Annotated in this window: 11 protein-coding genes; 4 read left to right on the forward strand and 7 right to left on the reverse strand. The window is 50.6% G+C overall.

Annotation, left to right across the window (positions count from 1 at the left end):
• The first annotated feature begins 33 nt into the window (after positions 1-33).
• Complete coding sequence (locus ACO08I_RS05535) at positions 34-1,641, forward strand: restriction endonuclease subunit S (protein ID WP_421948755.1); 1,608 nt, start codon at positions 34-36, stop codon at positions 1,639-1,641.
• A gap of 148 nt (positions 1,642-1,789) precedes the next feature.
• Positions 1,790-2,344, forward strand: a complete 555-nt coding sequence (locus tag ACO08I_RS05540; protein WP_421948756.1) for a hypothetical protein — start codon at positions 1,790-1,792, stop codon at positions 2,342-2,344.
• A gap of 236 nt (positions 2,345-2,580) precedes the next feature.
• Here ACO08I_RS05540 and ACO08I_RS05545 read toward each other — a convergent pair whose 3' ends face one another.
• Entirely contained in the window at positions 2,581-4,719 is a 2,139-nt protein-coding gene (locus tag ACO08I_RS05545) for a BspA family leucine-rich repeat surface protein (protein WP_421948757.1), read from the reverse strand.
• A gap of 625 nt (positions 4,720-5,344) precedes the next feature.
• Here ACO08I_RS05545 and ACO08I_RS05550 point away from each other — a divergent pair.
• Together ACO08I_RS05550 and ACO08I_RS05555 are read left to right on the forward strand one after the other, a co-directional pair.
• Positions 5,345-5,896, forward strand: coding sequence for an RNA polymerase sigma factor (locus tag ACO08I_RS05550; RefSeq protein ID WP_282774831.1), 552 nt, complete (start codon positions 5,345-5,347; stop codon positions 5,894-5,896).
• A gap of 51 nt (positions 5,897-5,947) precedes the next feature.
• Positions 5,948-6,796: a tetratricopeptide repeat protein gene (locus ACO08I_RS05555; protein WP_421948758.1), complete on the forward strand. Its 849-nt coding sequence runs from the start codon at positions 5,948-5,950 to the stop codon at positions 6,794-6,796.
• Positions 6,797-6,814: 18 nt separating this feature from the next.
• Here ACO08I_RS05555 and ACO08I_RS05560 read toward each other — a convergent pair whose 3' ends face one another.
• From ACO08I_RS05560 to ACO08I_RS05585, 6 genes are all read right to left on the reverse strand, one after another.
• Entirely contained in the window at positions 6,815-9,712 is a 2,898-nt protein-coding gene (locus ACO08I_RS05560; protein WP_421948759.1) for a CHAT domain-containing protein, read from the reverse strand.
• Positions 9,713-9,728: 16 nt separating this feature from the next.
• Complete coding sequence (locus ACO08I_RS05565) at positions 9,729-10,388, reverse strand: hypothetical protein (RefSeq protein ID WP_421948760.1); 660 nt, start codon at positions 10,386-10,388, stop codon at positions 9,729-9,731.
• Positions 10,389-10,642: 254 nt separating this feature from the next.
• Entirely contained in the window at positions 10,643-11,854 is a 1,212-nt protein-coding gene (locus ACO08I_RS05570; protein WP_421948761.1) for a DNA polymerase beta superfamily protein, read from the reverse strand.
• A gap of 104 nt (positions 11,855-11,958) precedes the next feature.
• On the reverse strand, positions 11,959-12,312 hold the full coding sequence (locus ACO08I_RS05575; protein WP_421948762.1) for a DUF86 domain-containing protein: 354 nt from the start codon (positions 12,310-12,312) through the stop codon (positions 11,959-11,961).
• Positions 12,302-12,595, reverse strand: a complete 294-nt coding sequence (locus ACO08I_RS05580; RefSeq protein ID WP_044228949.1) for a nucleotidyltransferase family protein — start codon at positions 12,593-12,595, stop codon at positions 12,302-12,304. The genes ACO08I_RS05575 and ACO08I_RS05580 overlap by 11 nt, the downstream gene beginning before the upstream one ends.
• A 271-nt stretch (positions 12,596-12,866) precedes the next feature.
• Positions 12,867-14,180, reverse strand: coding sequence for a cytochrome-c peroxidase (locus ACO08I_RS05585; RefSeq protein WP_421948763.1), 1,314 nt, complete (start codon positions 14,178-14,180; stop codon positions 12,867-12,869).
• Between the last annotated feature and the right edge of the window lie 86 nt (positions 14,181-14,266).

The following is a 14,266-nucleotide window of genomic DNA, read 5'->3' on the forward strand; positions in this document are numbered from 1 at the left end:
CCCGAACTGCGCAGCCTTATCCTGCAACTGGCCGTGGAGGGCAAGCTGACCGCCGAGTGGCGGAAGGCAAATCCGGATGTAGAACCGGCTTCCGAGCTATTAGCCCGCATTGAGACGGAAAAGGCGGCGCTGGTGAAGGCGAAGCAGATTAAAAAGAGTAAGCCGCTGCCGCCGGTGAGCGAGGAGGAAATGCCGTTTGAATTGCCGGAGGGTTGGGTTTGGTTAAGACTAGGAGAGTTCACCCATAACTTTGGCCAGAAAAAACCGGAAGATGATTTTAGCTATATTGATGTAGGTACAATCGATAACAAAATTGGCAGAATTTCAAATGACGTTGCAGTTGTTCCTTCCGAAGAAGCTCCTTCAAGGGCCAGAAAGATAATCCGAAAAGGATGTGTGCTTTATTCCACAGTACGCCCGTACTTAATGAATATAGTAGTAGTTGATCAGGAATTCACTCCTGAACCTATTGCGAGTACTGCATTTGCTGTGTTAAATCCATTTTGTAAAATCTCACCAGAGTATCTTTTTTATTCTTTGAGGTCCAACTTTTTTAATGCGTATGTGGAATCCAAAATGAAAGGTGTGGCTTACCCTGCAATTAATGACAAAAAATTGATGAATGCTCCCATTCCACTCCCACCCCTACCCGAACAACAAGCCATCGTCCAAACCGTAGACGCCCTGCTACAAGAGCTCGACCGACTGCAGCAGCGCACCGAGACCCGCCTGCAGCTCAAGGCCGACTACGCCACCGCCGCACTGCGCCGCCTCACCACCGCCCCGGCAGTGGGCCCGGCCTGGGAGGCCCTGGCCCCGCACTTCCGCACCTTCTTCGATGAAACGGGCAATGTACAGGCCCTGCGCGCCGCCATCCTGCAGCTGGCCGTACAGGGCAAGCTCACCGCCCACTGGCGCAAAGCGCATCCCGATGTGGAGCCCGCCACCGAGCTGCTGTCCCGCATACAGGCGGAAAAGGCAGCCCTGGTGAAGGCGAAGAAAATCAAAAAGGAGAAGCCCCTGCCGCCGGTGGATATGGATGAGGTGCCGTTTGGGGTGCCGGAGGGGTGGGTTTGGTGCCGGATGATAAATATTTTTAGGTTTATCGATTACAGAGGAAAGACGCCAAAAAAAATTTCGGAAGGCATTCGGCTTTTAACTGCCAAAAATGTTCGACCTGGCTTTTTGAAGCTGGAACCCGAAGAGTTCATGAGTGAAGAAGAATACATTAATTGGATGACAAGAGGCTTTCCACGCAAAGGAGATCTATTATTTACTACTGAAGCTCCTCTGGGAAACGTGTGCCAACTTAGTCTTGATGAAAAGGTAGGTCTAGCGCAAAGAATAATCACCCTACAGCCTTATATCACAGAAATACAAAACAAGTTTTTAATGTACTCTATTATGAGCGATGGAATACAGGAGTCAATTAAACAAAAAGCAACGGGAATGACTGCACGAGGCATAAAGGCAAGCAAATTAAAACGACTTATTATCCCCCTCCCGCCCCTCCCCGAGCAGCACGCCATCGTACAGGCGGTGGAGGAATTACTGGGTTTGTGCACGGCATTGGAGGAAGCTGCCGGGCGGCGGGATGTGGTGTTGGGGGATTGGGTGCGGGCGGTGGTGGCTGGGGGGTAGGATCATTTAAGCTCTTTTCCACTTCTTTGCAGGGACCTACAGCAGAACATTGCCTCATGTGACCAGCAAAAAACACAAAATGAGTATATTGCATATGGTTTTTCTACATATTCAATAACGGGCTATACAGTTCTCTAATCCCTGGTTTATGCTGTCATTCAATATTACGAACTGGATTTTCTACAACTCTTTTGTATTCGTAGGGAGCATTTGCCTATTGTTTGCCGTTCTTTCAAAGATTATTTCCAGAAGCTCTTCTGTTTCTGTAGGTAAATATGGCAAGGCAAGAATAAGTAAAAGCAGGATTGTCAGGCGCAGATCGGCAATCAGCACCTACTCATTCTTCGTACTCGGGATAGCCCTGTTGCTTATTGGGTTCCGGGATAAATTTGATTATGGTAAAACATCTGAATCAAGTGGTATCAGCAGAAGCAAGCTGTTAGAGGTTTTTAAGAAATGTACTCGTTTTCGGGAAGGCTACTGCTTGTGTCGTACCTATGACCAACAATCAACCTGGGTACTGGTTAGAAAGTCAGACGGCATGCAAAGTGATAAAATCGAATTTCCCGATGCTCTAAAAGTCATTGGTATCGACAACTTCCAAGATGGCAAAGCAGCCGTTATTGGCGTACCGATAGGTCCTAAGGAAAAGGTAGCAGAGATCGATACACTTGGGCGTGTCTATTTTTTTCGAAGTGGATAGCCTCATAAATGCCACAGAAGTACTGCCTGTTGCGAATAGATTAAGAAAACCGTATTTTGCATAATCAAGACCCGACCCGCCTCTTCCGGTTTCAGCGCAATGCGTAGGTTTGGCGGGTTTTCTGTTTTTGCGCTTGTGCTTAAAACAGAGCATATCAACACACCTATAATCGCAGGAATGCCCCGGCTGTCACCAGGAGGTGCTGCCAGGGCATCATAATTACTACAGGCTGTTCTTTATTGTTTTACCAAGGGCAGGCTGACGAGCTGACTGCCCGTATTGACATGCACGTGGTACATACCAGCGGGGAGCCCTTCCAGGAGTAGGTCCACCGTGGCAGCACCATCTGCCACCTGCTTTTCGACAAGGGGCTGCCCGAGCTGATTGACCACACTAACGAGCGCCGGTGCACTGAGGGGCTCCGGCAGTTGCAGCTGCACCTGATGGGTGGCGGGGTTAGGCACAAGCTTAGCTTTAATGGCGCTATCCTGCTGAGCAATAGCCAGGGTTGGCGCCGGTCCTTCGCTGAGATAATTACCGGGGAGAGAACGGCTAACTCGAATATTACGGAATACGGCTTCAACATTGCTTGTATGCGGAAACGTATAGGCTGCGATGCCGACATTATAGCAAGAGTATGGGAAATAGATAGGATTACCAAGTGAAATCCAAGTATCCCCGTACCCTCTAGTGAAAGTCCGAAGGTAGTTCCCTTCTTTTATGATAGCCACAGAACCAACTATGGTACTGTTGGAAGCAATGTGGTTTTTCACGCTAACAGGGGCACCTTCAGTTCCTCTTACTATTGTTTGATGGACAAGTCCATTACCCTTAAAAAAACCCACAACTGGGGCGGAAGGGGTATCACCAGCTCTAACGACTACTCCTGCATAGCCACCACTTGCATATTCAATATTTGTAAATACAAAGCCATTTCCACTGTGGCAAACTGAACCGGTTATTGTAGCTAAATTATCAAATGCAGCTCCATTTGTCGTTTGGGCGCCGGTCGTGATCGTATACCATTCTGTTCCGCAGCCATCAAAACTGTAGGTACTGCCAGAGCCCTGAGAACCAATGTCCTGTGCAGAGTAGGGGCTGGGTATCTCATTAGCCGTGACATTCAAGTTAGCCTGGCAGGTATCTGACAAACCGTTTTCATCGGTAACAACAAGATTGACTTCATGATTGCCAACTTCAAAAAAGCTATCTTCTTCCAAAAGAGAAAAAGTAAGACCGAATATAGTCGGATTGGGGTTGTTAGCGAAATCAAAGAATGATAGTGCGAATGGTGGTGGAATTGGTAAGCAAAAGGGGTAGACATCAAAAATATCTGCATCCAAATCCTTACAAACCGCAACAGGAGGATTGCCACAAAATTTGGAATCCCCACTAATCGTCCAGTTATATTGGTCAATCAGTACCTGCCGGCTGGCTTCGGAAGCACAGTAGGTCAGGTCCGAGGCACCAAGCGAAATACCTTGCGGTGGCGAAGACAGATTCGCCCAACTGGTGAGCGTAGCGTCATAATTTTCTGTGCTCATGCCACTTGAAGAAAGCATATTAAACATATTGGATATATTGGATATATCCCAGCTTCCGAGATTTTGATCGAATGCGGTGGCACCTTGAAACATAAAGTTAGCAAATTCCACGCTCGATACGTCCCAATTGCCAATATCCTGATTAAAGGAGGTGTTATCCTGGAATACCTGATACATTTGAGTTACGTTAGAAACATCCCAATCGCCTATGGCTCCGTTAAAAGAAGAATTGGCAAACATGCTATTCATATTTACAACGTTGGACATATCCCAGTGATTTAGCGAGCTCACCTGCAAGGAGGAACAGCCGTCAAACATATTAGAGCAATCAAGGTTTGGAGTCGATAATACAGGAGCATAGAATTCATCAACAGACCTTAAGTGATTAGCACCCAAAAACATCCAGCTACAGTTATTCCATGTTACTTCTCCCCAATCTTCGACACTGACAAGCTGTTTCGAGGCGTCTTTTATTTCAAATTCTACTTCCCCATCGCCGTAAAGCATAACTTCATAAACGCCGGGAGTGCTGTAAACATGTCCCAGGGATAAGCCCCACCCTAGTGGGTGCTCAAATAACGTATCAATTGTGCCGTCACGCTCCCAATCGATACCGAGAGTTCCTTCTCCTGACCAGTTAATATTTTTTAGTTCCGCCTGATTCGGGTCACCCGTAATGGATTGGTGTGTCCCACGGGTGTCAATTTTGATGATAAAAGGGAGTTTAGTGAAAGTGGTAGATTGGGCGCTGCCTTGCCGGGCCTGAAGGCAAACCACCACACAAGCTAATATCAGTGCCCATGAATTAATACTACAAAAGGTCATTTTCATTTTTGCATATTTGTTTGAAATTAAAAACATAACACCTACGGTACATAGGTGCGAGTAAGCAGCCGTAAAGCTAGAAGAACATATTAGGATACCCTACGAAAAGTCGGCTCCACCACATTTAACTAAAGAGTTGTTTATCAAACTCTTAACCCAAACGGTAGACAAAAAATAGATCTGTTTTCCGGGCACTCTTCGAAAAAATCAGAATATCAAGCCCTGTTTGAAAGGCTGCCGTGGGCTTATCTGTGGTTTGGGGAAGGCTTATGCTCTTAGCTATTCCCTGTCAAACAAAAAAGCCCCCTCCTCCCGGAAAGGGCCTGATAATAAATTGGGGTTATACATAGAAACCTTTTGACGCCAGGCAGGCGGGTGTTTGGGTTAGAAGTCCTGCCGGCACCGGTCATCGGCAGGCCGGGGAAAGGGGTTTTAGGTGTTTTCCGGGCTGGTTAAATGACCTTACTGTTATATACAGAAAGGACGGCGGCGTCACACCTGACCATAGGATTTTTTCGAAAAAAGAAGGTTGGGGAGGCGAAAAGCGCAAAAAATGAAGAAAATCGGCCTTGAAGCGTGACACATCAGGCGTTGCGGTATATATTAATGATCAAGCACTAAACCACTATTTATGTCGTCAGACGAGGAGATCATCGCTATGCTGCAGCAGGATGAGTCAAGGGGCACAACGCTGGTCTATGAAAAATGCTACCCGTACTTTATCGGCCGGGCAAGGCGCGAGGTACAACGGGCACAACTGGAGGACGCAGAGGACGCCTTCCAGGAGACCATCATGGTTTTTATCCTGAAATTTATCCGTACCGGGCGGATTCGGGTGGAAAATGGCCAGCTGATCGGCCTGTGGGTACCACTGCGGAAATTCATAGCTAAAATTGGCCTTCGTATCCTGGTCCGGGCTCTGCCCAAGCCGGGACTGCCGCCCCCGCCCCCTGCCGATGCTCCGGAATCGGAAGCACTCGTTGAGCGGGCGTTAAAGGCTTTTGGCCAACTGAAGCACCCCTGTCAACGGCTGGTGTTTTACAAAGTTGCGCTGAACCTGGAGGCAAAGGAGATCGCATCCATCCTGCAAATGGAAACCCGGGAGGAAACGCCGATCAGGGAAGGGACCATCCGCACCCGGCTTTACCGGTGCATGGAAAAACTTCGAAATTTTTACCGCTAACGCTTTCGGCTGTATAATCAATAACCGCTCCAAAGCAAAAAAACTGGCTACATGAACAATGAATTTGATCCCATAACAGAACAGGAACAGGATTTGATTTTCCGGTACTACGAGGGAGAAATGTCTGAAGTGGACAAACAGGAATTCACACAGCTGCTCGGTAAGGACAACTTCCGGCAGGCCTGGGAGCAGCAGGCTTACCTTCAAAAGGGGCTTAGCCGTGAACTACAGGACGAGGACCTGCGCAAAACTATCAAGGCCGTTGCAGACCGCTACCACGAAGCGGAGGCAAGGCGGGCGAAAACGGCCGCTGCTGAAGTCAGGCCCCTTTCTACAGCCAACCGGCCGGCCCGGATTTTGCTATGGGCGGCGGGCTTTCTGCTGATGGTAGCGCTTGGCGGAGTGCTATGGGCCAATCTGAATTACTCCGACTCGGCTATTGCGCAGTCCTTCCAGGAACCCTTGCTGAGCACGATCGTAAGGAGTGCGGAAGCCGAGCAGCAGGTGTTCCGCGCCGGACGGCAGGATTTCTTCAACGGCCGGTATCAGCAAGCAGAAGAGGCCATGATGCAAATCAGCCCCGAAAGCCCCAACTTCCCGGAGGCTCAGGCACTGCTGGCCTACAGCCTTTTCTACCAGAAAAAGTACGAGCCGGCCCTCCAATACTTCGATCAGCTGCTGCAGGTGCATTTCAGCCAACTCCCGGAGGCTTACAAAAGTGAAGAAAAACTGCGGTGGTCCCGGCTGCTCGCCCTGCTGGGCATAGGGGCCGAAGACAGCCTGCGCTTCCGGGAAGAACTGGACTTTTTCCTAAAGGGCAAAAGCACCTTTTATGCACAGAAGGCAGAACGACTGCGTCAAAAGCTCGACAGCCCGTTCCGTATCGTCCTGTTCGATTAGAACTTAGAGAATCCATACCTAAGCCCTTGCGCTCCGGTCACGCTGCAACCGGCGAAAACCCCAAATCAGGATTACAGCAAGTAGAACACCGGCAGCAATCGGCTTCCGCCAACCGGCTCCTTTAGACAACACCGGCGACATGCTCCCAATCGCCACACAGGAGGACCAGTAGTATGGGTGAGCTTCCACGTCCCCTACCCTGCGCACATAATCGCGCTTGGCAAGGGTCAGCGCAAGGTGCTTGGGCATACCGTTGCGGAGGTTGCGGTAAAAGCCTTGCATAATCTGCGTCGTATGCCCGCTCGATACCTCCCAGAGCGTGGTAATCAGGCTCCGGGCACCTCCGTAAGAAAAGCCCCGGGCCATACTGAGCATGCCCTGCCCGCGCCGGATTTCGCCAATACCGGCATTGCAAACGCTGGTCACGACCATGTCCTGCCGCATGGGCAACCGGTATAATTCGTGCAGGTACAAGGCACTGTCCCTTCCGGCCTGCCCGGGCTGTAACATAAAGCGCGACCGGCTGGGATACCGGTTGCTGAGTTGCCCGTGAGCGGTGTAATGATGGAAGCGGTAGTCGCCTCCCACGGCCTCCAGCTCTTGCTTGTTGGAACGCTCCCAGAGCGGGTGCACAAACCAATGGAACAGGTTGAAAAAGGAAAACTCATCCTGAATGACTTCGATTTCCTCCTCAAAACCGGCTCCGTTCAATGCCAAAAGCTCCCGGGGGCGGCGGTCGTGGCGGTGTGCAGCGATCATTTCTTCCAACAGGCTTTCTGAGCTGCAGTAGCTCAGCGCCAGGTCTTCTACCAGATAGTTATAGCTGGGGTTACGGTAATAACCGTATTCGGATTCGGGCACCGGCCGGGTCAGCAGCGCATCAAAGGGTAGTACGTTCAGGATATCGTCGGGGATAATGATGAGCTGTTGTGGCATACCGGATCCCAACGTATTCAGTGGCGCGATCAACCATTCGTAAAGCTGATGGGCCCGGTGGGCGTAAATGGCTTTAGCGGTCCCGGAAGGGTAATCCGCTTTAAGCTGCTTCAAATAAGCGTCTTCCCCATCGTAAAATGGAAGGTAGATAGCGTGCACCATTTCCTGCACAGCTTTCGCCAAATAGGCCCTGGGTATGGGCAGGGTGAAGACTTCAGGGGCAGCGCCCGGCCGGAGGTAAAACATCCAGGTGGAATCTTCCCCTACGAAGAACTCCAACAGAGCCTGACCAGGGCGAAGGTGTTCCAGGGCTGAGCCCACCGTGGCTGTGGTGGTATCAAACTTGGCGGCATAGTAGCGTGGTGCCTCTTCCTCCAGCTTTTTCATCAGCGCCTTCCAGCCTGCCTGCGCACGGTACAGGCGTTGCTTGAGGGTATCCCGTACGGCCCCGCTCTGTTCTGACTCGTGCAATTGCTCTGACAAGTACTGAATATCAAATTTCAGCAGCCGTTCCCGTTGTAGCAGGTCGCCGGGCAGATCAAAATCGCTGACCTGCGCATCCCGGAAAGCCTCCAGCAACAGTAAGTCCTTGCTGCGCTCAGAGACGGAAAAGGCATAGTTGATGTAGAAAGTATCGCTGGGAATTTGCCGGTGCAGGGCATAGCTGACCTCGATAGCGGTTTCGAAAAGCCCGTAGCACTCTTCCATCAGGTATTGTTTATCGTAATCGCCGATGTACCCGCTTTTGATGTGGGCGGCCAGGCGCAGCCCGCGGTCGGCCGCCTCCCATGCGCAATACAGGCTGCTCTTGTCTTCAAAGCTATAATACACCTCCGCCAGCCGGTACAAAGCCAGGAGTAAGGTCTTTTGGTCGTAGGCTGTGTCCAGTCCATTGGGCAACCTGCAGTAGCCGCTTCCCGGTGAGCGCCCGGCCAGTTGCTGAACAGCCGCCTCATAATATTCCAGGGCCTCCCCCATTCGCCCCCGCTTCCGGTTCATGTCCCCAATGGCCAGATAGGTCTGCGCGGTTTGTTGATTGCGGACCTGATAGCGATCGTGCTCCAGGGCCAGATGAAAATAGTAAGCGGCATTGTCCCAATCTTCCATTTGGGTGTAAGTGATGCCCAGCTCCCGGTAAGTTTCGGTTCGGAAAGGGTCTTTGGGCAGCTGATAAGACAGCGATGTGCGCAGTAACCGCAGCGCTGCATTGACCTCGCCTAATTTTCGGTGCAGATCGGCGTACGCATTGCAGGTGTTGATGAGGCGGTTGGTATCTGCTTGTGCGGCCACGTTGGAAAAAAGCGCCAGAGAAGTTTCATAATGCCCCTTGGCCTTTGGGTAATCTTCCATTTCCTTGTACACATCACCAAAGTGCTTATGGACCAGCCCTTTATAGGTGGCTTCGGCTTCAAAGGAATCTGCAAAGACAAGGCTCCGCTCCAGATGCCCGAGCGCAAGGTCGTATTGCCCCTGCTTCTTATAGATATTTCCGAGGTGCAGATGGTCATTGGAATAATAACTGTACAGCTTCAAGGGGATGGAATCCAGGATTTCCAGGTGGCGGTTGAAAACGGCTTTGCTCTGTTCGAAGGCACCGATTTTGTTGTAGTAGTTGCCCAGATTGGTGTCGTTCCAAAGGTGGACAAAAAAGATGTAGTCCTCTTCCAGGCTGACATGGCCGGCTGTAAACAAAGAGTCCAGCTCCCGGTAGGTGGCCAGATAGGCGCGCATGGCGTCCATTTTATTGGCAACATCCGATTTGCGGCGAAAGAGATGGAACACCGCATCATGGTCTCCCGCCTCATACTGAACGCGGATTAGAGAGTCAAGCAAGCGGGCGGCGCAGGGGAAGTCATTGTGTTGCCTGCAAGCGCTCATACGTTGCTCTAAGGCTTCGGATAAAGCAAACTGCCCCGGCAAATTTACCGGGGCATGCATCAGGCACCAACTAAGGCAAAAAAATTGAAAAATAGGTTTCATAACTGGGGTTTAGTGCCTATCGTGGTGGCTGGAAATCAAAGCTGGTGAAAAAATCAGATATCTCGCTTCCTTCCGCCCCTTTAGCATAAAAAGCAGCCGCTCCCTGATAATCGGGTTGTAGCATCGTCATTTCTACCCGGACCTGACCGCCTGGTAAAGCCTTAACTTCAGTTGGCTTAGCGATAAGCGCTCCTTCCGCAGATTCCAATGAAAATGTATGCTTTTCGAAAGGCGCAGGAAGCAACAGGACGAGCTGATCCCTTTTTAGTCGGATTTCCCGGCATTTGCCGGCCACTTCACAGGGCGGTGGAGGCGGGCACTCCGGAATACATGGGGCCCAACTGGCAATAGCACCCCGGGCTCTGTCAATTATATCCTTGATGTGCTTATATTGTTGATTCTCTTCCCTTTGCTTATCTACTGTACTTCGGAGTCCCTCCAATTCTTTTGCAATGACCGTTGCCGCTTTAGGGTCTTCAAGTAGCCGTTGGCTGTACGCATCCAGGCGCATGGAGACTTGCTCGAGGACCAATTGATTTTTTTCCTGGGCCATACTGAAATCAGGGTACAATGTATAAGTATCGACCTCGGTCACGGCTGTTTGGGTCTGGCAGGAATACAGGGCAAACAGGGACAGCAAGCCCCATAACATGGGTTTGAAAAATAGGTTGGTCATGACTGTTTTGAGTTTATTTAGGAATAAGTTATCGTATACGAGATATTCGTTCTCTACCTACCCTATACCGCAGTACAGCGGTTCGTCACACTATTTTTTTATTTTTTTTGAGGGTGCTGTTCGACAGCTTGTCTTTTCCGGATGAGACTGGGAAGTATAAGTGGCCCGCACCTCAGCGAAGATACGGGTCTAACATTGTACAAGATACAATATCCGTTCTGGAAATCAAAGAAGTTTCGGCACGGCGGGCTGTGTTAGGCCCCTGCGTACCACCGCTCCCGCATCCCCACCAACACCCCATTCACCCGCTCCATGTCCACCGCCGCCGGCAGGGTACTTTGGGCGTAAGCCTCCTCCAGTTCCGCCATTTTATCTTCTGCCATCCCGAGCAAGGTATCGTAATCGTACTTCCCCCGGCGAATGTCCAGCAATTCGGCCCGGTTCGGCCGGCGCACGCGGATGATGCCCTCGCGCAGAATTTCAATGCCCATATCCAGCAGGCGGAAGGTGTGCATCATATTTTTGGAATCGTACTCGGCGCCGTGGGCGAGGTTGGTTTGGTAGCGGGCTTCGTTGCGTTCCTCCACCCAGTTCCAGTAGGCTTTGTAGTCCTTGCAGTAGGTGGCGTAGCCGTCCTTGTTGAAGTGGAGGTAGCCGAGGATTTCCGCGCCTTTTGGAATGCTGCTGAGCGACAGGTCGTTGGAGTTAGGCTTACGGAGGATACCGGCGTAGTCCAGATCGCCTGTGGTATCGTAATGAATGGCGTAGACCTCCCGGAAGTGCGGGATAGCAGAGAGGCCGCAGCGGGACTGCTCCAGCCCATTGTCGTCCAGCCATTGCCGCAGGGGGACGGAGCCGTTGCCTTTGATCACGTAACAGAAATCCAAAGGCGTCTGCCGCTCCCTGGGCATGGGATTGACGATTTTCTTATTCAGCCCACGGGCTTTTTTGATCTGTGCGTAGGCGTAGCCGCCAAAGGTGTCTTTGCACTTTTTGGAGAGGAAGAGCTCCGGGCTCAGGTGGTCCATGATGGGGTGACGGTAGCGGATGCATTCCGGTGGTGTAGCCAGCAGCTCCAGCATATTGGGGTTGTTCTTGGCCAGGAGTTCCACGAAACGGCCGAGCTCGTAGTAGACCGTATCATTCGTATCGTCCGCTACCTGTGGGGTGTAGCTAAAGCTGTAGAATTCCGGTTGCGGGAGGATGAAAACGCCCCGGATGTCGGTATCGGAAGTGGGCAAATCGGTACCGTAGGCGCGGCTGCCGGTGATGCAGTCGTAGAGTAAAAGGTCAGGGTTAGATTGAAGGTCTTTGTAGGTCATTTCTTCTCTTTCTACAGCAAGTATACTGACGATTAAGTGGTTTGCCACAGCAAACCTACTCAATGCCTGCCTGCGTGTCGGTACTTCGGCAGGCAGGTCAGCATTCACGCTAAGAAGTAGCTTGCCCCGGTGTTGCAAATCCAAGATCCCGACATTTATCGTCGGTGACCACTTCGTATTGCGTATAACATGGAACATATGAAACAGAGTTCCCTGTCTGTCTGCTTAGCTATCTACGACCCGCTAGATTATTCTTCTTCGAGAACGTCTATCATCTCATTAATTGTGATAAGAAAAGGTGGGAGTTCGTTTCTTATAACATCCCAGACTATATTAATATCTACTCCAAAATATTCGTGTACTAGCATATTTCGTAAACCAACTATCTGCCTCCAGGGTATATTGGGATACTGTTTTCTCAATTCATCGGATAGTCGGTTGGATGCTTCTCCAATTACTTCTAGTTGACGGATGGAAGCATTGTATATCATTGAGTTCGCCTCAAATGCTTCGAAATTAACGCCATCTACATATGACAGCACTTCGATAATTGCCTCTTTGATGTGCAAGAGGCGAACTTTGTCCCCCAATCTACTTTTCATAGATCAAGCGCTTATCTTTTTCAATTAGCGGAGCAATATGTTTTGATAAAGCCTTGGTAGAAACCAAGTCCACCTTCTTTTTTAACAAATCTTCTAGCGCCAGTTGCATTTCTATGAACAGAAGACCTATACCTTCTTTATACTCTAAGTCTACCAATATATCAACATCACTATTAGCGTCAGCTTCTGCTTTAGCATAAGAGCCAAACAAATAGGCTCGCTTGACCGGTTGTTGGCTGAAGTATCGTTGAATAATATCGATATGTTGTTGTTTAAGCTGCATACAAAACTTATTAACCAGAAAAGTACAATTAATTCTCACTAATTACAAGCGCCCGTTACCAAAGCTCAACCTGCTCCGCAAACGGAATCCGCTTGATCTCCAACAGCTGTCTATCTTTACGCTGCCGCTCTGCGGTTAGGGCTTGCGGATGCATCTGGCAGACGCACCCCAGGTTTGGCACATTACAGAAAAAACAAAAAAGGCAGCCCGAAGGCCGCCTTCCCAAGATAGTTGCAATTATATCCAGGCTGTAGAAGCCTATTTAAAATTCTTAATTACACCCCAACTGCTCCTGAGACAGCGGGTCGTTATTCGGGAAGCAATTGCCCGACAGGACTTCTTCCGGTACAAACCGGTCCAGATTGGGGTCGTAAAGGCCGTGCTCCAGGAATTCCACGAGGTCGGTAATTTCCTGCGCTGTGAGGTTCAGCGGGTGGAAGAAGGGAGAAATTTGTGTTTCCGGCACCCGGTCATTTTCGGGTACGCCTTCATTGAAGTATTCCACAACGGACCGCAGGGAATGCCGGCTGCTGCCATGGAAATAAAAGGGCGAATTTTTCATATTGTAGAGCTGAGGCACTTTAAACTTGTAGAAATCCGCTTCAAATCCGGTAAAGCCGCCCCGCCCGAAGTTCCGGATATCGTTGGGACCGGTAGCAAAAGCACCGGATTCCCACAGATCGCGCACTCCGAGGGCATGAAACTCGTTACTGCTCAGTGCGGCGCCTTTGTGGCAGCGGTAACACCCGGCTTTAGTGAAAAAGACCATTGCGCCTGCTTTTTCCTGATCGCTCATGGCATTTTCCTCACCGCGCACCCAGCGCTGAAAGGGCGCCTCCGTGGTGGTCAGCGACCGCAGGTAAGCGGAAAGAGCAAAGCTCGTCGTGAGTGGAGAATAGCGGTCCCCTTCCGGGAAATCCGCAAAGGCAGCATCGTACATCGGCAGATAGCCCAGGGTGTCGAGCCAGCTGATCGTCACCCGCATGCGGTGCAGGGCAAGCCCTTCGATAATTTGAGCCTCCAGCCCATCCAGCCCCCGCTCGTTGACTTCGGCGTCGCCCACCCAGGCGTGTTCAGTGCCTTTGTTGACGTGATTAGCGCCAAACTTACCGCTCCAGGTGGAGTTGGTAACAAAAGCTGTATTGAGCACACTGAGTGGACGAGCGCCTTGCACGTCAAGCTCTTCTTCGGCGTAGTCGATGAGTTTGCCTCTGCTTTCCCCGTTTTGGCCAAACCCTACGCCTCCGTCTGCGATGCCTTGCTTTGCACCAGGCATGAACCCGGCGGAAGGCACGTGGCAACTGCCACAGGAGTAAGTGCCCTTACCACCTTCGTGCATGGCATCGGCTGCCAGGCCGGTCTCAAAAAAGAGCATCCGGCCCAATTCTATTTTTTCTCTGGTTAATGGATTGCCCACTCCTGCCGGAACAGCACCTAATGCTGTTTCACTATCGGGCAAACGGAAGTAATCTAATGAACCGTCCGGTGACAGTTCCACCAACCGCCGCTCCAAACGGGTATCCAGTGGATTAGGTAATTGCTCGCTGGTACAGCCGGCCAAAAAAGCCAGTACAGCAAATATCAATAATACTAATGTTTGTCTTGATTGTGCTTTCATGGTGCTGAGCGGGGGGCTGTGTTTTGAGATTCACCGGGGGGAGGGATATAATA

The sequence above is a fragment of the Phaeodactylibacter xiamenensis genome (assembly GCF_965229835.1).
Lineage (GTDB): Bacteria > Bacteroidota > Bacteroidia > Chitinophagales > Saprospiraceae > Phaeodactylibacter > Phaeodactylibacter xiamenensis.

What these genes read in the sequence shown, in the direction of transcription:
- ACO08I_RS05540 (WP_421948756.1), top strand. Translation starts at nt 1,790, where the DNA reads ATGCTGTCATTCAATATTACGAACTGGATTTTCTACAACTCTTTTGTA.
- ACO08I_RS05545 (WP_421948757.1), bottom strand. Translation starts at nt 4,719, where the DNA reads ATGAAAATGACCTTTTGTAGTATTAATTCATGGGCACTGATATTAGCT.
- ACO08I_RS05550 (WP_282774831.1), top strand. Translation starts at nt 5,345, where the DNA reads ATGTCGTCAGACGAGGAGATCATCGCTATGCTGCAGCAGGATGAGTCA.
- ACO08I_RS05555 (WP_421948758.1), top strand. Translation starts at nt 5,948, where the DNA reads ATGAACAATGAATTTGATCCCATAACAGAACAGGAACAGGATTTGATT.
- ACO08I_RS05560 (WP_421948759.1), bottom strand. Translation starts at nt 9,712, where the DNA reads ATGAAACCTATTTTTCAATTTTTTTGCCTTAGTTGGTGCCTGATGCAT.
- ACO08I_RS05565 (WP_421948760.1), bottom strand. Translation starts at nt 10,388, where the DNA reads ATGACCAACCTATTTTTCAAACCCATGTTATGGGGCTTGCTGTCCCTG.
- ACO08I_RS05575 (WP_421948762.1), bottom strand. Translation starts at nt 12,312, where the DNA reads ATGAAAAGTAGATTGGGGGACAAAGTTCGCCTCTTGCACATCAAAGAG.
- ACO08I_RS05580 (WP_044228949.1), bottom strand. Translation starts at nt 12,595, where the DNA reads ATGCAGCTTAAACAACAACATATCGATATTATTCAACGATACTTCAGC.